Here is a 21,695-nt window from a genome sequence, read left to right as displayed (position 1 = left end):
CTTTTGGCCTAGTTGATAGCCTAGTTTACTGTGTGTCCAGCAGAAATATTATGGCTCTTTAGTCTATCTTCAAACTGATAGCAATTTGCTAAGTCACCAATGAAAACAGCGTTCCTACCGCTGTTTTTGGCCGTGTATAGTGCTTTATCAGCTCGATCGACGAGTTTTTCCCAACCATCGTTTACGTTAAATTCAGCCGCACCAAAACTGGCTGTACATTGGTCTACGTTGCTTGGTAGCAAATTTGCGGTCTCAATCATTCGTCTGAGTTTTGATGCAGCCATTGCTGCCTGATCGAGTGCGGTAGCGGGTAATATCACCAAGAACTCTTCACCCCCATAGCGAAAAGAAATATCCTCTTTTCTGGTTGCTTGCTGAATAAGTTTTGCCGCTTTCCTGAGAACGGAATCCCCAACTTGGTGACCATACGTGTCATTAATTTTTTTAAACCCATCAATATCGATAAGAAGAATTGAAAGGTGATCATTATGTCGCTGGGCTCTCGCCATCTCTTTGGGAGCCAACTCTTCGAGAGCTCGCCTATTGTATAAACCTGTTAACCCATCACGAATAGATGAGTCGTACATAGAAGCGACTAAGCGTCCAGTAATCATCCAAGTAATGGAAAACCCAAGTAGAATGATCATTAGAATGATAGAGATAAGTGCTATTTGGTGAATGACTTGAGTGCTAGATCCAGCTCCGCTTCCTGTTGTAATTGCTTGCCAGAGTAGTGCAAAAAGCATGAAGCTACCTTCGATGGATAGCCCTACTGTTAAGATAAACCGAGCGGGTTTTAGATCTTCAGCGTTACCTAAAGTGTTGCTAAAAATGCCCATTCCTGTGCACAAGACAATAAATAAACCCATGGACATAATGCGAGCACTTTCAGACGGGGAAATGTATGAATAGTAGGCGACAAAAAGAATCACTACGGGGAGGGCGATATAGGAAATCGTTGAGCAGTTCGTTGACGCTTGCCTAAAGCGGCAAATACCATGGACAAGCATCGCATAGGCGAGACCTATCAGGGAGCTAGAAAGCACTCCATTTAATGGAGAAGAGGTATTCTCTGTTCCAAGTATTAAGAAGCCGATGCCTAAGAATAACAATGACAAAGCCAATAGGTTCAACCCACTGATTGGTTCTTGAATACGCTGTAGGAGTAATAGACCAATAAAGTAACTAAAAGAAAGTAACACTGTTACGATCGATAAAGTTCTTATATCAAGGTAGGTTTCTATTCCCATTTTAGACCTTGTTCTGCACGCATATATGTCAGTTTAGGCCATTACTAAGGAACACACACAGTTAAAAAATGGAATTACCGTCGTATAAGTATATGAAACTTATCCATACTCACAAAAATAAGCGCCCAAAACATAGAGTTGTTTTGGGCTCTTTTATTGGTCGGAGAGGTTGTTATTTTACCGTCCAGCCAATGATTTCTCCGCCTCGAATCGGTACCACAACTTGGTCTCCAAAAGGCATGGTTTCGGCTACTTTCCAGCTTTGTTTGCTGAGTGTTACAGTGTCTGTATTTCTTGGCAACCCATAGAAGTCCGGGCCGTTATGGCTAGCAAACGCTTCTAAATTCTCCAGCTTACCTTCTTGTTCAAACACTTCTGCGTAAAGCTCAAGCGCTGCATGCGCTGTATAAGAGCCTGCACATCCACAAGCGTTCTCTTTTTTGCACTTTGAGTGTGGAGCAGAGTCTGTTCCTAAGAAGAATTTGTTACTACCGCTGGTTGCTGCTCCAATGAGGGCTTGTTGATGTGTATTTCGCTTCAATATTGGTAGGCAATAGAAGTGTGGCTTAATCCCTCCTACCAGCATGTGGTTACGATTGTAGAGTAAGTGATGAGCGGTTATTGTTGCAGCAACGTTGTCAGAAGCATTTTTCACAAACTCAACAGCGTCCGCTGTCGTGATATGCTCTAATACTATTTTTAACTCTGGGAAGTCGTTGACGATGGGTTTAAGTACCGTATCGAGGAAGATTTTCTCTCTATCGAAAATATCGATATCGTCAGTAGTTACTTCACCGTGAATAAGCAGCAACATGCCAACTTCTTGCATCGCTTCTAACGCAGAGTATATATTTTTTGCGTCGGTTACCCCTGAATCAGAATTGGTTGTTGCGCCTGCTGGGTACAGTTTAGCTGCAGCGATTTTTCCTGTGGCTTTTGCTTTGCGAATTTCTTCAGGCGTTGTGTTGTCGGTCAGGTAAAGCGCCATCACCGGTTCGAACTGTTCCTTCGGCTGTTGAGCCATGATTCTATCTCGATACGCGAGGGCCAGTTCCGTATCAGTAACTGGTGGGACGGTATTTGGCATAATAAGTGCTCGGCCGTTATATCGACTGATATCTCTAACGGTATCGGCTAACACGTCACCGTCACGCAGGTGAACATGCCAGTCGTCTGGACGAGTCATAGTTATAGTTGTCATTTAAAAGCTCCCACCGAAGTTAGTCTGTATGATTGGAGCCTAATCTGGAAAGTTTTCCCTGCTTAGGCGACAGGATGATAGAGGATATACTCATAACTTTCATCCAGTTTTTGTTTTTAAGCGGCTAAGTGCTAAGTGTTGATTGGGTTTGGTCAGAGGTTCACCATACTATTTGCTTTACATAGTACAACTTGTGTTGACTTGGGTATATTATTGAACAACCAATGATAATTATTAAGCAGTATTTCATGTCTTCAGCGCTTCTTTCTCAAATTAATATCTATCCAGTTAAATCCACGGCAGGTATTGCTCTGTCGAACTCATGGGTTGAAAAACAAGGTCTTAGTTTTGACCGCCGATTTATGCTGGCTCTTTCTGATGGAACAATGGTTACGGCAAGAAAATACCCTACAATGGTACGAGTCCAGTCATGCTTGATATCCAACGGTATTGTATTTAGTGCACCTAACAAACGTTCTCTTCATTTGTTCTATTCAGACTTCAAGAACCAACAGACACCCGCTAAAGTTTGGAGTGATGAATTTTTCGCTTACACAACCACAGATGAGGCTAACGATTGGTTTAGTGACATCATTGGCCAGCGAGTTGAATTGCTATTTACTGGAGAGCAATCTAACCGAATAAGAGAAAAACTGGGTCATAACATCAGCTTTGCAGACGGATATCCACTGTTGGTCATTAGCCAGGCATCACTGGACGAACTGAACCAACGCAGCAGTGATCAGCATAGTATGGATCAGTTTCGGACGAATATGGTGGTAAGTGGTACTGAGCCGTTTGAGGAAGATAGTTGGAAAAAGATACGTATTGGTGACGTTGAGTTTGAATCTGTAAAGCCTTGCGAGCGATGCATTCTTACAACGGTTAATGTTGAAAATGGCGAGTTACGCGAAAATAAGGAACCATTGAAAACGTTGTCTCAGTTTAGAGCGACTCCCGAAGGCAAAGTGTATTTTGGTCAAAACCTAGTTGCCTTGAACGAGGGAATGATTCGTGTGGGTGATAAAATTGAAGTTTTGGAATACAAAGAAAAAGAATTTTATCAAGATAACTCACCGCAATTACAACTTATGACTTGCGTTGAAGTTGAGGAAATCGCTCGCAATTTTGTGACCTTTTGGCTGGAACCTCAGCATTCTCATACGACTCACTACCGTCCTGGTCAACATTTACCAGTAGAGCTCACGATTGATGGGAAAACAATTTCTCGCCATTACACTTTGTCCTCCAGTCCTTCAAGGCCTGGCCGTTTGGCAATTTCGGTAAAACGGATAGATGGGGGAGAAGTGTCAAATTGGTTGGTGGATAACTTTAAAGTTGGCGATACGTTGAATGCTGATAAACCCAACGGTCAATTTCACCTTGGTGATAAACATGATCACCCTATTTTATTATTGTCGGCGGGCAGCGGGGTGACTCCTATGTTATCAATGCTGAGATATTTAGCCGATCACGATCAGCTTAATGATGTGATTTTTTATCATCAGTGTCGAGATGTTGAAGATATCCCTTGTTATCAGGAGTTGAAAGAATTGGATAAACAGCATTCTGGCTTAAAAATTATGCTGTCTCTGACTCAACCAAGTGAAAATTGGCAGGGTTTAAAGGGCCGCTTGACCCTATCTCACCTCAAGCAAATTGACGCTTTGCAAAGCCGCCAAGTGTTTGCTTGTGGGCCAGATGGCTTTATGCAAAAGGCAAAAAACTTGATGCTAAAACAGGGGCTGCCAGAGGACTCTTATCATCAGGAAGCATTTGGTGTGAGTCAGGTAACTAACTCGCCGTTAAAAAATTTGCAGTTAAGCTTGAATGGCTTTCTCTTTGAAGGTGACAACCAAACAACATTGTTAGAGCAAGCTGAAAAGTCCGGGCTTTCAATAGCCAATAGCTGTAGAGCGGGACTTTGCGGTGCATGTAAAGTTACTATCGAGTCTGGAAAAGTTCATCAGCCAGATGTGCCTGCATTGCAAGATGAAGAACGTCAAAATGGAATAGCATTAGCGTGCTGCTGTATTCCTGAAACCGATATAGAAGCGATAGATTAACGTTTAATCCCAAAAGGATAACGGGGAAAAAAGCCCTCAAACTTGTAGCTTGAGGGCCTTTCCTACCAAAAATTATGATTTTTCTTGAGCGATTTTGGTATTTTTACCAACTGACGGTTAGTAATTGTTTTAGTGACTACAAGACGCTTTTCTACAAATCTGAGTCCCATAGTATACCAGTTTTATTATTTCTCAATTATACATTAGTTGTAAGTGACAAAAAGCTCTAAAACTATGATGTTTATTGAAAAGCCTTGAATAGAAGTCACAATTACAGAGAAAGGAAATGCAACATTTTTACATTTCGATGCAAATCTATTCAATCCAACCAAGTTGATAAATATAGCGAGAACAGAGTTTGTTTAGGCTATACAACCTGTATATTAACGTTATTCTCCTTTGCGAATGCCGCGATATTTTTAGGAGGTGTTTGATCGGTGAGGATGAGATCTACATCTGAAATAGTGCCAAGTTTCACCATCGCATTACGGCCAAATTTACTATGATCAACGCCAAGATAGACGCATCGGCTGTTTTCGATTATTGCTCTTTTAACGCGAACTTCATGATAATCGAAGTCCAATAGTGAACCATCAAAGTCAATTCCACTAATACCTAAAATACCAAAGTCCAACCTAAACTGAGAAACAAAATCTAGGGTTGCCTCTCCTGTTACCCCACCATCTTTACTTCTAACTTCTCCACCTGCGAGGATCACTTTAAACTCAGGTTTGGCCATTAGAATGGTGGCGACATTGATGTTGTTGGTTACAATACGAAGGTTTTGATGTCTAATCATCAGAGCCCGTGCAACAGCTTCGGGAGTTGTGCCGATGTCGATAAAAAGCGTTGCGCCATCAGGTATATGTTCAGCAAGCGCATTGGCAATTCTTTCTTTTTCTTTCTGCTGAGAAACTTGACGGGTGTGATAGGCAGAGTTTTCCGAGCTTGTACTGATAGTTGCACCACCGTGGTTACGTCTTAGCTTGTTGGCATCTGCTAGCTCATTAAGATCTCGTCGAATTGTCTGGGGGCTGACGCTAAAGCGTTCAACTAGGTCGTCTGTACTAACAAAACCGTGAGCTTGAACCAATTCAATAATTTCCTGATGGCGTTTTATCGCTTTCAAATTCCTACCCTTTTGTCACTATTCAATGTTGATTCGGACTTTAAAGCCCATATTTTTGAGCATTCTAAGTCCTGATTATGCTAATTCAATGACGAAGCTAATCTAATTTGCGTAAATTGTATACCCAAACTCACTCAAGATGAGCGTTTTGGCGTGTCAAATGCTAGCTTAGCTGCTATGTTCAACACTTAACTTAAAGTATGTTGATAAGGCTTCGATTTTGCAGGGTTAGGTTTATCGTAGAGCTAAAATTAGGAAAATAAGCAGGAAAAATGAAAATAGCATTGAATGGAATCATCTACACAGCGCTCGCATTGACACTGGTGGGTTGCTCTGCGAAAAAGCTTGTTTCCACTGCAAACAACGTAAAGATAACGATTGAACCGCCGAGTCTGTCCGAGTGCCAATTTAAAGGTGAAGTCGTCGGAACTCAGGGAAATTGGTTTACAGGATACTTTACTTCGCAAAAAAATTTAGTTGTTGGGGCTCGAAATGAAATTCGGAATGAGACTTATGAATCTGGAGGGAACCTAGTTTATCTGCAAGACACGTCAACTGGGTTGAGTACGTTTGGTACGACCAATGTCACTGTCATCGGCTACGCCTATCGCTGCACTTCAATTAAATCATAACAGTATCATCTACTAGCGAGTTATAGGATATTACAAACGAAGACGGTTCAATGACTCGGATATATAATATTATCGATGTGAAGGCTCGTGCCAAAATCGTAAAGACAATATTTAAGCTATGAAGAAACAAGATACTAGCCCAACTCGAATACTCCACCCCTCATTTTCTCTGGACTCTGCGCCATCAGACATTTTTATGAATTTTGACGCGTTCTTGCCGAATACTGAAACTCGTGTTCATAGTCATACATGGGGACAAGTGCAGTTGATTAGTGGGGGAATACTCGAAATAGAAGCTGACTCGATTCGATTTTTAGCCCCGCCACATTTAGCAATATGGATACCTGCCAATACGACGCATCGGAGTTACAATCGCAAGCCCATCGAATATTGTTCGCTTAATATCGATGCGAAGCTCACAAATCACTTTCCAGCGAAAACAAGCTTGATACGAGTAACGCCGATTGTTTCAGCGATAATAGAAGACTTTAGGTTGAGATGTATTGATATTGCTAAAGAAGACAAAGACAAAAGGTTAATTAGGGTACTGCTTGATCAACTGGAGTCACAGCAAGCTGAGCAGCACTTTCTCCCAACCAGTACCAACAAATACTTAGCACCTATACTTTCGGCCGTTGAAGACAATCCAGTCGATCACACAAGTTTGAGAGAATGGGCGGAAGAAGTACACACAACCGAACGGACATTGGCTCGTTACTGCAAAGCTGAATTAGGCATGAGTTTCACGGAGTGGCGGCTTAGGTTGAGGTATTTATATTCGATGGAATTGTTAAGAAAAGGGCATTCGGTTAAAGAAGTCGCCTTGACTTTAGGTTACCATCAAGCCAGCCCATTTATTTTTATGTTCAAAAAGTATTCAGGACAAACACCAGAGCAGTATAAGAGCCGATTTCTTTAATGAAACAGTATTCATTATTAAATTTACTTATACCGTATGGTATTTACTGTTTTGCAAACCGTTATTTACGTTGTATTAACGAATGAAAGCATCAGTTTGAATAAGAATGTCAACACATTTTAAAAAAAATAAGAATTATTCTAAATAATATTGTTTTTCTAAATGGCGATGATACATTCTCTGCGGGTGTTCAATATTGAGAAAAAAGAATGGCTAGTTTAAGCCTACTTACACTTTTAGATGACATTACAACGGTTTTAGATGATGTAGCACTCATGTCTAAAATTGCAGCAAAAAAAACCTCTGCTGTATTGGGAGATGATTTGGCGCTAAACACCCAACAAGTCTCGGGTGTCGCCGCAGAGCGTGAAATCCCAGTTGTGCTTGCGGTCGCAAAAGGCTCACTTAAGAACAAGCTTATTTTAGTGCCTGCTGCATTGTTAATTAGTGCTTTTGTTCCATGGCTTATAAAGCCTTTACTTTTAATTGGTGGTTTATACCTTTGCTTTGAAGGTATTGAAAAGGTTTTGGAATATTTACACTTTCCTAGCGGCGATTCGAATTCGGCAGCAAAACAAAGATTAGAAAAATTTACTGGTTCGATAGAAGAATACGAACAGAAAAAAATTGCTGGTGCGATACGGACCGATTTTATTCTATCGGCTGAAATTATCGTGATTGCATTAGGCACTGTAGCCCATGAGCTGCTAGTGGTTCAGCTATCGGTAGTGAGTGTGGTTGCTGTTCTGATGACTATTTTTGTATATGGATTGGTGGCAGGTATCGTTAAGCTTGATGATCTTGGGTTTTATCTAAAACGGAGATATAAGGGCAACAATTGGGCGATGGCAACTGGCCAAGGGTTAATCATGTTTGCGCCTAAACTGATGAAGGTACTCACTGTTGTGGGAACATTAGCAATGTTTTTAGTCGGTGGGGGTATTGTGGTCCATAGCTTTCCTTTGCTGAATGACTTGATTGATCCTCCCGCATTGATGCCTTTCCAGGAAACCCTAATGAATAAAGTTGCGCCGATACTGTTAAGTGGTTTGGTTGGAGCCGCGGCTGGTTTAGTTGTTGCAGGGATTAAAGCTACTGCTACAAAACTAAAAATGAAAATATGGTAATTGCTAAATTGCTAGGTTGAGTCTGAGGTTTGTCTTTCTAGTGAACCTGAATCGCTACCTTTTTTACGGTAGCGATGATTTCCTCCGTACTTTGGGCTCCAGAGATCAAATGCTTACGATTAATAACTATTGTTGGAACCGCAGTAATCCCAGCGTCTAACCATTGTTTCTCCGTCGATGATACCGTTTCTGCCCACGATTTTTCATTTAATACTTGTTTGGCTAAGCTCTTGTTTAACCCTAATGATTCGACGACATCAAGTAAGGTGAGGGTATCACTGATATCTTTATTTTCGGTGAAGTAGGCCTTAAAAATGGCCAGTTGTAGATCCGTCTGTTTTTCTTGAATTAATGACCACATGAGCAACTGGTGGGCTTTTCTTGTGTTGTAGATACGCATATCATCAAAAAAGTTAAAATCAAAGCCAACTTCTTTGCCCAACTGAGTAATGGACTTTCTAGAGGATATGCTTTCTTCGAGTGTTGTCCCGTACTTCTTGGCCATATGCTCTCGTAGATTTTGTCCCTCTTTGTTCATGGTTGGGTTGAGCTCAAAAGGGTGCCACAAAATTTCGTGATCAATAGACATCACTTCGAGAGCTTGAATGAGTCTCTTAAAGCCAATGATGCACCAAGGGCACACAAGGTCTGAAACAATATCGACTCTTATCTTTTGCATAAAAGCTGCACTTATTCTTATACTGAACTCCACTAAGTATATACATGAGTGATAGTGAAGTAACCATAGGTTAAGTAGAATGCGAACCTGTCACTTATGATGCTTGGGTGTGTATAAATCATCAATGATGCCCAATGGGTAATACTTTTAGGCGTAAAATAAACAAGCACTACTCCCTTGAGCTACCCCTAGAAAAAAACAGCAAAGGGGGAGGGGCAAAAATTAAGTTTTTATAATGTTATAAAGTCTCACGGGAAGAATACCAAGACTTAGCAATGAATGGTTATTTGAGCTAGAAACGACATCGTTTAGAGACTCAAATAACAGTGCATACGAATTATCAAGTTTAGGGATGTATCAATGCAGCTTGACAACTTCAGTTGTACTCACAGTACTGATGTAATACTGCATGTTTTTGACTGGCCTTATACAGAGGTAACAAAACAAGCGGAGCAGATATCCAAAGCTGGATACAAGTCTGTGCTGATTTCGCCGCCAATAAAATCAATGAAAAAGCCAGAGGGAACACCTTGGTGGCAGCGATATCAACCGACTGACTATCGAGTTATAGACAATCAATTAGGAAATACACTTGAGTTAAAGGAGATGATTAGCACCTTGGCATCGCTTGGCGTTTATACCTATGCTGATGTTGTACTCAACCACATGGCAAATGAATCAGACTCTCGCTCCGATCTCACTTATCCAAAGCAGTCTGAGATAGAAGAATATGTCGCTCGTTCTGACCATTTTGATTCCATTAAGCTGTTCGGCGATCTAACCCAACCATTATTTACCGAAAAAGACTTTTGTAAGGCCTTTGGCATTAAAAATTGGAAAGATAAATGGCAGGTTCAGCATGGAAGAATTACAGGTGGGCCTAGAGACCCAGGCCTACCAACGTTACAACACAGCAAATATGTATCACAACAGCAGCGAAACTATCTAAAGGCGTTAAAAAGCCTCGGAATCAAGGGCTTTAGAATTGACGCAGCGAAGCACATTTCGTTGGATCAACTGCTAGAGGTTTGGCAACCCGATATCACTAAAGACACGCATATTTTTGGGGAGATCATCACTGATGGAGGAGCGACAAAAGAAGAGTACCAGATATTTTTACAGCCTTATTTGGAAAAAACTAGGCTTGGTGCTTACGATTTCCCATTGTTCCAAACTATCTATAATGCTCTTCAAGATAAAGGTTCGTTGAAATCATTAGTCGATCCATATTGTTTCGGGCAAGCATTGTCTCAATCAAGAGCGGTCACGTTTACGATTACTCATGACATACCGAATAATGAAGTTTTTAAGGATTTAGTGATGTCAGAAGAGAAGGAGTGGCTTGCATACACTTATGTGCTTGGTCGTGATGGCGGCGTCCCTCTCATTTATACCGATTTAAACCCAAGTAAAATCAACAATTCTGAAGGTAAGCCCAGATGGCAAAGCCTATGGAATGACTCTCGGATGGTCGCAAGAGTTTATTTTCATAACGCCGTTCATGGAACCCCAATGAACGTTCTTCAAGCTACAGATGACATTTTGATCTTTACCAGAGGAGAAAGCGGGGTAGTAGCTATGAATAGATCCAGCTCAACCTATGAAGCTAGCATTGATTGTAAAAGCAACATGCTGGAGTTGCTGTCAGGAGAAAACTACTCAGTTGCTGGAGGTGGCAAGATTAAACTAACCGTTCCAGCAAAGGGGAGTTGCTTGTTGTTAGCGATTGAAGAGTAATTTTTAAGTAAGGCACTGAGTAAAAGGGTGCCTTACTTTTTAGATGTAATTTGAATGCGTTAAGTTGTGCTGACTAATTTCGTCCTGTGGGTTTACAAGTGATTTTATTCTGTGAAACACGTATCCAGCAACGTTGTTCATTCCAAGGCGCTGCAACAGTAAAAAATATAGCGCCAGGCGCTGTGTCTAAGTTGGCGACATAAATCGTTGGATATTCCTTAGATAGGTTCAAGTCACTGCCTTCTAGTTCACAGTAGGACGTTTTTTCGTTATTGTCGAATGTATGAACTACCACACAAGGATTGCTCTTTGATACATAAGCAGAAAATGTTTCCTTATTGTTTTTTACGTTAAAGTCAGTTGCATATATACGATAGTTATTGATTGAATCCGCGTAAGTCAAAGTAGAGAAAAGAAATTGCAATTGCAAGTAAAGCTTTCATAGTAGAGCTCCTAACCGCGCTTTAAATCTATTTTGGTCAATCTTAGAGTTATCCCAATAAGATTTATCGGCCATTACGTTGTAAACGTTCGACTCCCCACTGAAATTGTAACCTTCAATATCCAAGACTAACGCTGGCACTGCTAGTTTGCGAAAGGCTGGTGTATTATCTCCGCGGTACGTAACATCAACTAGGACATCAATTACCTTTCTAGGTAGCACCTCCCAATCAACAAATCCGTATGCCGCTTGTACATCGGGTTTCGTTGTTAGAATTCTAGTTTTTTCTTCCATAAACTCGTAGGCCTCGTTAAACATCAAGTGTTGTTGTTTTCTCGTTATCGTGAGCTCTTTATCAGTGAGGTCGCTATTTTTTAGAGCGTTCAGTGCGTCGGTTTGTGTTGTTCCTTCAACACTTGCTAGCCAATCTATTAGCTTTTTATTCAGCCCTGCTTGGTTGTACAAAGTTTGGAGGTGTAATTTTGAGGGAGCTTGACCGTTTGCTCCCGTCGGAGGGTTACCTATATCTAGCCCTCGGCCTAAAGTGATACCTGACTTTCCGATAATTCGCCCTTGATTGTTCGGAATATGAACCTTCCTAGAGAAGTAAGCTGAAGATTCGATGTCATTGCCTTCAGCATCGAAAGTCAGCTGCCCCTTAGGGACGCTGAGCCATTTGATATCCATGGGATCATCGCTTTCGATTTTCTTAGTGGAAGGGGCAAGCTTTTTCTCATACTCAACAACCGAAGCGCTGAGTGGGGCAACATTGTCAAAAACAGAGGGAAGAGGTTCGATAATTTTGGTTCGAACGGTTGGGGAATTGGTAGAAGAGGTGTGTCGAGAATGTGTTTTTAGTATTTGTCGCAGAGAGAAAGGGACACTACTGCTTATCTCACCGTCAGCTTGAACTGCTCTGTCATGTAGCGATAGGCCACGAACAATCAACACATCTCGACCTTTCAATAATTCAAAAGTCGGTTTGATGCAATATTTGTCTAAATGCTGAGGGTGGACGACACCTTCAACGTCACCCGGTCTAATATCGAAAATTGATTTGATTCTGTAATACATAGCCAATCCGTAGCCGTGCTTTGTTACCTAAGCATCCACTGATGACTTGGGTTTAACGTATTTTTGTCAGAAGGTTATATCGATTTTGGTTAGGAATATACAGGCTATTAATGGTTATTTTTGCGAGGAATGCTTCATATTTTATGATGAATCATCACTTAGTTATTAAGACTACCTATTTAGTTAATTATCCGGTCCTAAAATTAATTGTGTTAGGGTCGTGAAATCTGCGTGACTACCATTAAATAGCTCTTCGACAATAATTTTTTGGCTTATTCCAGACAAGCGACGTTTTTTCGCCTCACGAACCTGTAACACCAGTTGAAAAGATTTGGTGAGAGAAGAGTTGATGTTAGGGCGCCAATTGGTCATTTGTTCGGACAGCGGGTTCATACTTAAAAGCGGGTTGATGTCGAGAAGTTCAAACTTTACCGCTTGCAAGAGGTGGTGTTCTAGCTCATTTGCTAGTGAATTTTGTTGCAGACGATTAAAAATTACACGAATGAGATCTGATTCAACAACATAGCCCGCGTTTTGAGGAAAGTTTTCTTTCAGACGGCAGGATAAATCAATACGCTGTACAACAGTTTGAGGGAAGAACGTGAGTGAACACAAACAGTCGAAGGGAACCCAAATATACTCACCTGGCTCTACGGCATACTCTTTTTTACCCAAGCGCAGCAGCACCAACCCATTTTCAACACGTATTAGTGAGTGCTTGAGTACTTTTTTACGTGCTGTTGATTCTAAGTATTCAAAAGATAGGGTTTGATGCTGGATAGCGTAGTGCATAGGACTCTCATGAATGGCGCACTGATAAACTGCGCGAATTTTGTGAACAATGGAACCTTAAAGGTCAGCAGACCTTAAGGCGCTAAGGATAGCTTGTGGCATAACAAATTCCAACAGGCTCACTTAAAAAAACACAATAACTGGTCTGACTAGTTATGCTGTTACAGCAATATTGCTGCGAACGGACGTAACTACGCGTAGAATAGGCCAGCTTTTTATTTTATGTAGTGAAAAATGACTTCTAAGACAGACCCGTATATTGAAATTCGTCCTTACAACGATGACGAAATCCCAGCCGCCATTGACCGTTTGATCAATGATGAAGAGTTTATCAGTGCTATTTTGCAACATCGATTCTCTAATCATTCCAAATGGTTTAAAACATTGATGGCACCATTTGTCAAAATTTATTTAAAAATCAAATGGGCAAAGTTAGATTCTGTTGAAACCATCCAGTTAGAAGTCAAAAAGTATTTGGAAGCTACGCTGGACTCAACCACTGATGGGGTGACATATAGCGGTCTAGAAAAGCTGGATAAAGACAGCGCTTACTTGTTTGTTTCCAATCACCGCGATATCGCTATGGACCCTGCATTGGTGAACTATGGCTTACATATTTCGGGTATGAAAACAGTACGCATCGCAATTGGTGATAACTTACTGAAAAAGCCTTGTGCCACAGAACTGATGAAGCTAAACAAGAGCTTTATAGTTAAACGTTCCTCAAAAGGCCCCCGAGAAATGATGAAAGCTCTGGGTACTTTGTCCTCCTATATCAAGCATTCACTTGAGACTGGGAATTCAATTTGGATCGCCCAACGAGAAGGTCGCGCAAAAGACGGTAACGACTTTACTGACCCAGCAATTATGAAAATGTTTCATGTAGAAGGACGTCGCCAAAAAATGGCTTTTCCGGAATACATTAAACAGCTAAAAATTGTGCCGGTTGCTATCTCTTATGAGAATGATCCTTGCGATATGGCGAAAGCGCTAGAGCTATATGAAAAAGCGCATAGTGGTAGCTATGAGAAAAGTGAGTTTGAAGATATCGAAAGTATTGTGCAAGGTATCGTAGGTTACAAAGGTCGTGTGCATGTCGCTTTTGGTGATGTTATAGATCAGGACTTTGAAACTCCTGAAGCGCTTGCAGAAGAACTCGATCGTCAGATCCACGATCAATACAAGCTATTCCCAATTAACTATTTAGCGGCAGAGAAAGAGCAAGAAGTTAAAGAAGGAGTAAAAGCGAAGTTGGAAGAGAAATTAAAAGGGTTACCAGAAGGTGCGAAGCAGTATCTTTTAGATAGCTACGCTAACCCGGTCCGCAACCAGCCTTAGATCGAGTACAGATTGTAACGATATTCAAGGGGCGTATTTATATGCCCTTTACTTTTTAGCTTGTTGCTAGAGCAATACCCCTAACGGGCGACTGCACCTCCCAACGTCAGATTAGTCGGCCACTTCGTGATTTGGTTACCTCCAAGGAAAATATTCCCTTTGACTGTCATCGTATCGGGAAACTTGGTGACGGCCGAGCCTCCAATATACAGATTTCCATCAACCACCAAACCTTCAGGCAGCTCCTTCAGAGGCGTGCGAATTACGCTCAGATCTCCTTGAACTCTCATGCGGGCAGGGAGCTTTTCTAATGGTGTATCGGTAAAGTTGATAAAACCACCAACGCGAACGGCTCTAGACCAGCTTTTAACTTGCGTACCAAGCAGGTTGGCATAACCCCTAATTTTTACTCCAGCAGGAACAGAGCGCAGTTCGCTATTTGAAGCATTTAAACTCCCTTGAATATCAATATCTGCAGGTAATTTGGTGATTGGAGTTTCGGAGATATTAAGGTTCCCCTTTACTACAAGGCCATTTGGTAGGGAGTCGAAGGGTTTGTCTCTTAAATCTAGGTTGCCGTAATTATCTAAGTAATTGATGAGTTGATACTTATCTATGCCTTGAGAGTTAGCAAATGTTGTAAACAACAATAAAATAATCAGACTTAAATGCTTATACATAATCCATTACGTGTTGAAAAAGCAAATTCGCTAATAATTATACTCGATAGAGCTCAAGATGCAGAATAACTAGCCAACTTTACTCACCCAAAGTAAGAGAATAGACCAATGCAAGTGATATGAAATTATTGCGAGGAGCCCAAGCAGTCAAATACAGCTACTTGGGTAAAGAGAACTAACGAAGCGAGCGAGCTTTCATCTCAAAAATGATTTTTTCTGCGCTGACTTCAAATTGAAAACGGGCGACTAGACTCAGCTCATCTTCAGAATAGGTGACATCATACTGAGCTATATCACATGTTTGTTTCGATAATGTGACATATTTATTAAGTTCAATCTCGAGCTGTTGCTTGTTTTCTGCGCGAATTTGTACTTCTGACACCTCATCTCCCTCTTTAATTACGAAACCGATTTCTCCAGCACAACCACAAGCTTCACACACATTGTTATCATTTTTGTTAATAGTCATAAATATTACCTCTAAATAATTAGCCTCTATTTTACCTTGGTATGGCCTTTTTATCCACACTCAAGGTAAGGTTGTTAATATGCGTTAAAACAACGAGTTGCTTATAGTCGTAGAAATAGATATTACTGAAACAGCTAAATAGCGGTTTTACTATTTTTTCACGTTATTGATGGTAAATTGAACTCAGACATTTGTCACATAATATAAATATTATTGTCATAATTAATCAGATGGGTGACCTCTACTTATCGACTTAAGTTATTTAATAAGTTTTAAAAATGAAAGCAGAGATTTACCCCCTGATTAAGAGTCATTACTGGGTGTACATTGTACGAAAACCGTAATGACTACTCTCGACGTCAAGTAATTAATATGAACGACTTTGGAATAGATGTTACTAAACCAACATCATCTTTTTAAATAGATGCAGAAAGTAAAGAAGAGCCAGTACCATGCCAAAACGTAGTAAAGAAGATACCGAAATTACAATTCGGAAGATCACGGATGCGGTTGTGGACCAACTTATCAGATTGGGCTACGACAATATGTCCTATACAACACTAAGCCAACAAACCGGTGTTTCTCGGACAGGTATTAGCCACCATTTCCCCAAGAAGACTGATTTTACCTCAGCGCTAGACGGGCGAATATTTAAGATGTTTGTTCAACATTTAGATTTTGAACATTCCTTGCAGGATTTTGTTTCGAGTTGGATATCGGCACTCAATAACAACGAATTTGTCGCGTTACTTAAGTTATTATTTCACCATATTGTATCTACAGGGCCAGTACATGACTTTGCAGAGAAAGGTGTAGATCGATTATATAAATCTGTTCAATCTCAATTTGGTGAAATGAGTCAACAAGAGCTGGATTTATTGCTAGGGAAATCACTAGTTAGAATGAGCCAGCGTTCTTAATTTTGAAAAAATAAAAGAGATAACAAGCCCATTTGGATTCTATCTAGATGGGCTTTTTTTTATATTGAGTTAAGGTTGGGGGTAGTTATTTCCGGAAGCTGAAATGGATTATTTAAATGGAAGTTGGGTTATATCTAGTAGAAAAAAGCTTACTTATTCTTGGTATCGTGTTTATATTAACAAGCTTGTTTCAATACGGTAAAAGAAGCCAAGATTGGAAAGGCGTGGTTACAGTATTTTTTAAACGAGTACCGATGACAGTGTCAGAGTTTAAGTGGTATCGTTCTGGGATATTTCTTGTTATTGGTGCTGCTATCATGCGAATAGTGTTGTTATCTGTCTGGCCTTCCTAGCAGCTATTCGTCAGCAATTTGGATCCTGTATCTTGTTGTTGTTTGGACACAAATTAAAGTTTTAAAATTATTTTTGTTATTCAAAGAGCGGGTTCTTGCCTATCTGTTACACTCTAATTAATGGAATGATAAATAATAATAGGTGGATGCATGGCTTACCCGGTTCTCATCTGTGACGATTCTGCACTTGCCAGAAAACAGATGGCCCGTTCTCTCCCCGATTCTATGAGTGCTGACATTACCTTTGCTGTGCATGGAGTAGAGGCATTAGAGCAGTTAGAACAAAACGATTTCAAACTCATGTTTCTTGATTTGACTATGCCAGAATTGGATGGATTTGGCACACTAGAAGAAATGCAAGCTCGAGGCGAGCATACGCCCGTTGTTGTCGTTTCTGGTGATATACAGCCCAAAGCAAAAGAGCGGGTAATGGAGTTGGGTGCGAAAGCGTTTATTCAAAAACCCATCAACAAAGACATTCTCAAAGACGTATTGAAAGAGTTGATAGAACCGGCAAGTGTCCCGCAGCCAGTGGTTGCTGCTCCTATCAATCTACCAACATTAAGGCGCCTTGATATTTACAAAGAGGTAGCGAACGTTGCCATTGGGCGTGCAGCAGACGCTTTAGCACGACATTTCGATGTGTTTGTTCACCTTCCGCTACCCAACGTAAATATATTTGAGGTGAGTGAACTGCATATGGCGCTGCGCGATCTTGCCGATAACGATCAAGTCTCTGGTGTGTGCCAAGGATTCAGTGGTGAAGGTATTGCTGGTGAAGCACTTGTACTGCTTAGCGACTCTAGTGTGACAGATCTTAAACGCTTAATGAAAGTACCGGCCGATAGCGAAGAGCTCGAAGAGTTAGAGCTTCTGATGGATGTGTCTAATATTCTGGTGGGTTCATTTTTGAATGGTCTCGGAGAGCAAGCGGAAGTTCGTTTCTTTCAAAGCTCGCCAGTTTTGCTTGGTCAGCACATTTCCATTGATTCGGTTATCAACTCCACCACAGGTTCATTCAAAAAAACGATGACGTTCGAGGTGAGTTATACCATCGATAAAACCTCAATTCGTTGTGATTTGTTGTTTATGTTTGTTGATGAGTCTCTGCCGCTATTAAATCATAAATTAGAATATTTGATGGAGGACTTCTAATGTTAGATCTTCCTGCTGAGTTTGAGCAGTTCCACTGGATGGTCGATATGGTGCAAAGCGTCGACATGGGGCTAATCGTATTGAATCGAGAACATGAAGTTCAAGTTTGGAATGGTTTTATGACACACCATAGTGGTGTTCAATCCCATGATGCTATTGGAAAAACGATATTTGAGTTGTTCCCAGAAATCCCGATTGAATGGTTTAAGCTGAAAACCAAACCTGTGTACGACTTGGGCTGCCGTAGTTTTATTACTTGGCAACAAAGACCGTATCTTTTCAAATGCAGAAATGTTCGGCCTGTCACTCAGCAAGCAGCGTTTATGTATCAAAACATCACCTTGAATCCGATGAGAACACCAACTGGACAGATTAAATCTATGTTTCTCTCTATACAAGATGCGACTGCAGAGGCGTTGGTTTCCAACACGGCTTAACTTTTTGTTGCCGAAGAGTTGTCGTCGGCTAGATCTGGTTTCTGTCGGTAATATGGGTATATGATGTTTTCAAATTCAATCAGTTAGTGAACAGCTATGGACGTCGATTTTTCTCTCCGCTTATACAGTGCTGAGCAAGTCAAACAAGGTGAAGTGTCTGCGGCAAAACAAGCCAAAATATCCATGTATACCTTGATGGAAAGAGCCGGAGCAGCCGTCTTTGAAAAGATTACAGAGAACCACAGCTCGTTGCATTCTATGACGGTGTTATGTGGCGGTGGTAATAACGGAGGTGATGGCTACGTTATTGCTCGATTAGCTAAAGAACATGGAATTAAAGTATCCCTGTATCATTGTGGGGATAGTAACAAGCTGAAAGGAGACGCAAAAACCGCTATGCAAGCTTGGCAGCATGCCGGTGGTACCATTCAAACTACTGAGCAGCTGTTGACCGCCGGTCGTCGCTGCACACAACTATCTTCATCGCCTATTTTCGATAATGAGATCATTGTAGATGCTCTACTGGGTACTGGGCTATCAGGAACAGTGCGCTCTCACATTAGTGATGTCATTGAGCTTGTTAATCAAACTCATCTACCCGTGTATTCTGTCGATATTCCTTCAGGCTTATGCGCCAATACTGGCAGTGTGCTTGGAAGCTGCGTGAAAGCCTCGCAGACAGTGACTTTCATTGGTTGCAAAATGGGGCTTGTTACCGGACAAGCTAGAGCGTACGTGGGGGAATTGAGTTTAGCTGGCTTGGGGGTAGAAAAAGCGTTCGCGGAAGGCACACCATCGTCCATTTTTCAGATGAGTGAGTGTGACGTATTTAAACCTTTACCATATCGCTCTCCAACCGCACATAAAGGCTGCAACGGCAAGCTCGCGTGTATTGGCGGCAACGAAGGAATGGCCGGAGCAATATTATTAGCATCTACTGCGGCAGCTCGCGTAGGCGCGGGTTTGGTGTCTACATTGGCGCATCCTGATAGTGTGCTGCCGTTACAAACCTATTGTCCTGAAGTGATGACGCGTAAATGGTGTGGAGACACCACATTTTTAAATCAGCGAATAGCGTGGTCTAACGTATTGTTAATTGGACCTGGGCTAGGTACTAACGATTGGTCAATGGAAGCCTACTTTGACGTTCTAGAAATTGAAAAGCCAAAGATATTTGATGCAGACGCTTTAAATTTGCTTGCTAATCGCCCTAATAAAGATGACATGCGAGTCCTTACTCCACATTCTGGAGAAGCAGCTAGATTACTCGGAATCACTATTGCCGAAGTTGAAGCCGATCGATACAAATCGGTAGAAAATTTATACCAAAAATATGGTGGTGTAATCGTGCTCAAAGGTCCGGGAACATTGGTTTACGATGGTGACAACCAACAAACATATGTTTGCCCCAAAGGCAATGCTGGTATGGCCTCTGGAGGAATGGGAGACGTGCTGTCTGGGGTGATTGCTGGTCTTATAGCGCAGGGCATGAGTTTGATTGATGCAACGAAATTAGGCGTATATTGCCACAGTATGGCTGCTGATTTGGTAGCCGAAGAAAACGGTCAGCGCGGCATGTTAGCGGGAGATTTAATTCCTGAGGTTCGGCAGTTACTTAATCGATAAATGAGCTTGTTGAAGATCGACTACAATTAATTAGGGTAGTTCGCGTAGAAATGGAAGATCTAAGACTAGGCTTTTGGATATGAGATCTTCGGCAGGGTAACATATAAAAATGACAAAATAGAGTCTTGCATCAATTAAATCACAGCCTATAATGTTGAAAACCGGAGCGTCTGCCAACGCTCCGGTTTTTTTGTGTCCGAAATTCGATAATTGCGTCTGCCAACGCGACAAATCGAAATTGCAAGGCACTGATAGTAGATAATCAAGGAAATGCACAATGCGTATCGAACAAGAACTTAAGCTCGGTTTTAAAGATGTCCTGTTTCGCCCGAAACGTTCAACGTTAAAAAGCCGCTCTCAAGTAAATTTAACCCGCGAGTTTACCTTCAAGCACAGTGGCCGTCAATGGTCTGGCGTGCCTGTTATCGCTGCAAATATGGATTCTGTAGGTAGTTTTGCGATGGCAAAAGCTCTGGCAGAACATGGAGTTATGACAGCAGTACACAAACACTACACTGTCGAAGAGTGGGCTGAGTTCGTAAAAGGTGCCAACCAAACGACGCTAAACAACGCGATGGTTTCAACTGGCACATCGGAAGTTGACTTCCAAAAAACTAAAGATGTCATGGCCCTGAGCGATGATTTGATATTTATCTGTATCGACATCGCGAATGGCTATTCAGAGCACTTGGTCGAATATGTACAAAAAGTGCGTAATGCGTTCCCAGATAAAGTAATTTCTGCTGGCAATGTCGTCACTGGAGATATGGTGGAAGAGTTAATCCTTGCTGGTGCCGACATCGTAAAAGTCGGCATTGGACCAGGCTCGGTATGTACAACACGAGTAAAAACGGGTGTTGGTTATCCTCAGCTTTCAGCCATTATTGAATGTGCAGATGCTGCCCACGGACTAGGTGGTCGCATTATTGGTGATGGTGGCTGTTCATGCGCAGGAGATGTTGCTAAAGCGTTTGGCGGCGGTGCAGACTTCGTGATGCTTGGCGGCATGTTAGCAGCCCATGAAGAATCAGGTGGTGAGCTGGTTGAAAAAGATGGCAAAACCTTTATGAAGTTCTACGGCATGTCTTCACAGTCCGCGATGAACAAACATTCTGGTGGTGTTGCTGGCTACCGTGCAGCTGAAGGAAAAACCGTACTATTGCCATACCGCGGACCAGTCGAAGAGACCATCCAAGACATCCTTGGCGGCGTGCGTTCAACCTGCACATATGTAGGCGCGGCGGAGCTTCGCGAGCTAACAAAAAGGACTACATTTATCCGCGTTCAAGAACAAGAAAACAACGTTTTCGGTAAAGAGTAAAACGTCAATTCTTCGGGAAATTGTTGTAAAAACAATTATACCTTGAAATAAAGAAGGCATATATTGAAATCGAGGCAATCATACGTTGAAATACCTTAAATAGAATGATCTATTTAAGTAATATTACTACAGTATGGTTGCTTATTTATTTTCTGTATGTGAGGTATCTGGAGCTTAAGCCTAGTATTCTTCAGTTAACATATCTACCCCCGAATTTCGATAATATCTATATCTATATCTATATCTATATCTATATCTATATCTATATCTATATCTATTAAGTTTTAAATCGCTGTAACGGTATGATTTAACTAGAGACTTCGTTAGAGGTAAAATTAGACGAACTAA

21 protein-coding genes are annotated in these 21,695 nt (G+C 41.3%); 12 read left to right on the top strand and 9 right to left on the bottom strand.

The genetic code is table 11. The features are described from left to right. Positions 1 to 20: 20 nt before the first annotated feature. Positions 21 to 1,250, bottom strand: coding sequence for a GGDEF domain-containing protein (locus tag ACM2FC_RS21800; protein ID WP_498483160.1), 1,230 nt, complete (start codon positions 1,248 to 1,250; stop codon positions 21 to 23). A 172-nt stretch (positions 1,251 to 1,422) separates the two neighbouring features. Next, a complete protein-coding gene (gene pyrC / locus ACM2FC_RS21795; protein ID WP_498483159.1) occupies positions 1,423 to 2,451 on the bottom strand; it encodes a dihydroorotase in 1,029 nt (342 codons plus the stop codon). 248 nt (positions 2,452 to 2,699) lie between these two features. Here pyrC and ACM2FC_RS21790 point away from each other — a divergent pair, with 248 nt between their 5' ends. Continuing rightward, a complete protein-coding gene (locus ACM2FC_RS21790) occupies positions 2,700 to 4,517 on the top strand; it encodes an MOSC N-terminal beta barrel domain-containing protein (RefSeq protein WP_498483158.1) in 1,818 nt (605 codons plus the stop codon). Positions 4,518 to 4,884: 367 nt separating this feature from the next. Here the strand turns inward: ACM2FC_RS21790 and ACM2FC_RS21785 are convergent, their stop codons facing one another. Next, positions 4,885 to 5,646 carry a DeoR/GlpR family transcriptional regulator gene (locus tag ACM2FC_RS21785; protein WP_498483157.1) on the bottom strand — a complete coding sequence of 254 codons (762 nt, stop codon included), beginning with the start codon at positions 5,644 to 5,646 and terminating at the stop codon, positions 4,885 to 4,887. A gap of 272 nt (positions 5,647 to 5,918) precedes the next feature. Here ACM2FC_RS21785 and ACM2FC_RS21780 point away from each other — a divergent pair, with 272 nt between their 5' ends. The 3 genes from ACM2FC_RS21780 (at position 5,919) to ACM2FC_RS21770 (ending at position 8,324) form a co-directional block, all read left to right on the top strand. Beyond that, positions 5,919 to 6,278, top strand: a complete 360-nt coding sequence (locus ACM2FC_RS21780) for a DUF4156 domain-containing protein (RefSeq protein WP_498483156.1) — start codon at positions 5,919 to 5,921, stop codon at positions 6,276 to 6,278. Positions 6,279 to 6,396: 118 nt separating this feature from the next. Beyond that, on the top strand, positions 6,397 to 7,197 hold the full coding sequence (locus tag ACM2FC_RS21775) for an AraC family transcriptional regulator (protein WP_498483155.1): 801 nt from the start codon (positions 6,397 to 6,399) through the stop codon (positions 7,195 to 7,197). Positions 7,198 to 7,406: 209 nt separating this feature from the next. Next, positions 7,407 to 8,324, top strand: coding sequence for a DUF808 domain-containing protein (locus ACM2FC_RS21770; protein ID WP_498483154.1), 918 nt, complete (start codon positions 7,407 to 7,409; stop codon positions 8,322 to 8,324). 37 nt (positions 8,325 to 8,361) lie between these two features. On the opposite strand, the gene ACM2FC_RS21765 is transcribed toward ACM2FC_RS21770, so the two are convergent. Further along, positions 8,362 to 9,003, bottom strand: coding sequence for a DsbA family oxidoreductase (locus ACM2FC_RS21765; protein WP_498483153.1), 642 nt, complete (start codon positions 9,001 to 9,003; stop codon positions 8,362 to 8,364). Between the two features lie 360 nt (positions 9,004 to 9,363). Between ACM2FC_RS21765 and ACM2FC_RS21760 the strand changes: the two genes are divergently transcribed. Continuing rightward, positions 9,364 to 10,740: an alpha-amylase family glycosyl hydrolase gene (locus ACM2FC_RS21760; protein WP_498483152.1), complete on the top strand. Its 1,377-nt coding sequence runs from the start codon at positions 9,364 to 9,366 to the stop codon at positions 10,738 to 10,740. Positions 10,741 to 10,813: 73 nt separating this feature from the next. Here ACM2FC_RS21760 and ACM2FC_RS21755 read toward each other — a convergent pair whose 3' ends face one another. The 3 genes from ACM2FC_RS21755 to ACM2FC_RS21745 form a co-directional block, all read right to left on the bottom strand. Next, a complete protein-coding gene (locus ACM2FC_RS21755) occupies positions 10,814 to 11,170 on the bottom strand; it encodes a hypothetical protein (RefSeq protein ID WP_498483151.1) in 357 nt (118 codons plus the stop codon). Between the two features lie 9 nt (positions 11,171 to 11,179). After that, positions 11,180 to 12,256 (bottom strand): pesticin C-terminus-like muramidase, encoded by a 1,077-nt coding sequence (locus ACM2FC_RS21750; RefSeq protein WP_498483150.1) that lies wholly within the window; start codon positions 12,254 to 12,256, stop codon positions 11,180 to 11,182. 183 nt (positions 12,257 to 12,439) lie between these two features. Beyond that, positions 12,440 to 13,048 carry an AraC family transcriptional regulator gene (locus ACM2FC_RS21745; protein WP_498483149.1) on the bottom strand — a complete coding sequence of 203 codons (609 nt, stop codon included), beginning with the start codon at positions 13,046 to 13,048 and terminating at the stop codon, positions 12,440 to 12,442. A 234-nt stretch (positions 13,049 to 13,282) separates the two neighbouring features. Here ACM2FC_RS21745 and ACM2FC_RS21740 point away from each other — a divergent pair, with 234 nt between their 5' ends. After that, positions 13,283 to 14,386: a 1-acyl-sn-glycerol-3-phosphate acyltransferase gene (locus tag ACM2FC_RS21740; RefSeq protein WP_498483148.1), complete on the top strand. Its 1,104-nt coding sequence runs from the start codon at positions 13,283 to 13,285 to the stop codon at positions 14,384 to 14,386. Between the two features lie 80 nt (positions 14,387 to 14,466). On the opposite strand, the gene ACM2FC_RS21735 is transcribed toward ACM2FC_RS21740, so the two are convergent. Then, positions 14,467 to 15,066, bottom strand: coding sequence for a hypothetical protein (locus ACM2FC_RS21735; RefSeq protein ID WP_498483147.1), 600 nt, complete (start codon positions 15,064 to 15,066; stop codon positions 14,467 to 14,469). 175 nt (positions 15,067 to 15,241) lie between these two features. Further along, positions 15,242 to 15,535 (bottom strand): DUF406 family protein, encoded by a 294-nt coding sequence (locus tag ACM2FC_RS21730; protein WP_498483146.1) that lies wholly within the window; start codon positions 15,533 to 15,535, stop codon positions 15,242 to 15,244. Positions 15,536 to 15,987: 452 nt separating this feature from the next. Here ACM2FC_RS21730 and ACM2FC_RS21725 point away from each other — a divergent pair, with 452 nt between their 5' ends. The 6 genes from ACM2FC_RS21725 to ACM2FC_RS21700 all read left to right on the top strand — a co-directional run bounded on the left by ACM2FC_RS21725 (position 15,988) and on the right by ACM2FC_RS21700 (position 21,347). Next, positions 15,988 to 16,455, top strand: a complete 468-nt coding sequence (locus ACM2FC_RS21725) for a TetR/AcrR family transcriptional regulator (RefSeq protein WP_498483145.1) — start codon at positions 15,988 to 15,990, stop codon at positions 16,453 to 16,455. Between the two features lie 116 nt (positions 16,456 to 16,571). Beyond that, on the top strand, positions 16,572 to 16,808 hold the full coding sequence (locus tag ACM2FC_RS21720) for a hypothetical protein (protein WP_498483144.1): 237 nt from the start codon (positions 16,572 to 16,574) through the stop codon (positions 16,806 to 16,808). Positions 16,809 to 16,958: 150 nt separating this feature from the next. Beyond that, positions 16,959 to 17,963: a response regulator gene (locus tag ACM2FC_RS21715; RefSeq protein WP_498483143.1), complete on the top strand. Its 1,005-nt coding sequence runs from the start codon at positions 16,959 to 16,961 to the stop codon at positions 17,961 to 17,963. After that, positions 17,963 to 18,400: a PAS domain-containing protein gene (locus ACM2FC_RS21710; RefSeq protein ID WP_498483142.1), complete on the top strand. Its 438-nt coding sequence runs from the start codon at positions 17,963 to 17,965 to the stop codon at positions 18,398 to 18,400. The genes ACM2FC_RS21715 and ACM2FC_RS21710 overlap by 1 nt, the downstream gene beginning before the upstream one ends. Before the next feature lie 96 nt (positions 18,401 to 18,496). Further along, entirely contained in the window at positions 18,497 to 20,026 is a 1,530-nt protein-coding gene (locus ACM2FC_RS21705; protein ID WP_498483141.1) for an NAD(P)H-hydrate dehydratase, read from the top strand. 277 nt (positions 20,027 to 20,303) lie between these two features. Then, positions 20,304 to 21,347, top strand: coding sequence for a GMP reductase (locus ACM2FC_RS21700; RefSeq protein ID WP_498483140.1), 1,044 nt, complete (start codon positions 20,304 to 20,306; stop codon positions 21,345 to 21,347). Positions 21,348 to 21,695: the final 348 nt, after the last annotated feature.

This window comes from Vibrio sp. A37, assembly GCF_059777565.1.
The sequence above is the reverse complement of the archived record's forward strand: the minus strand, read 5'-3'. Positions and strand labels throughout refer to the sequence as shown.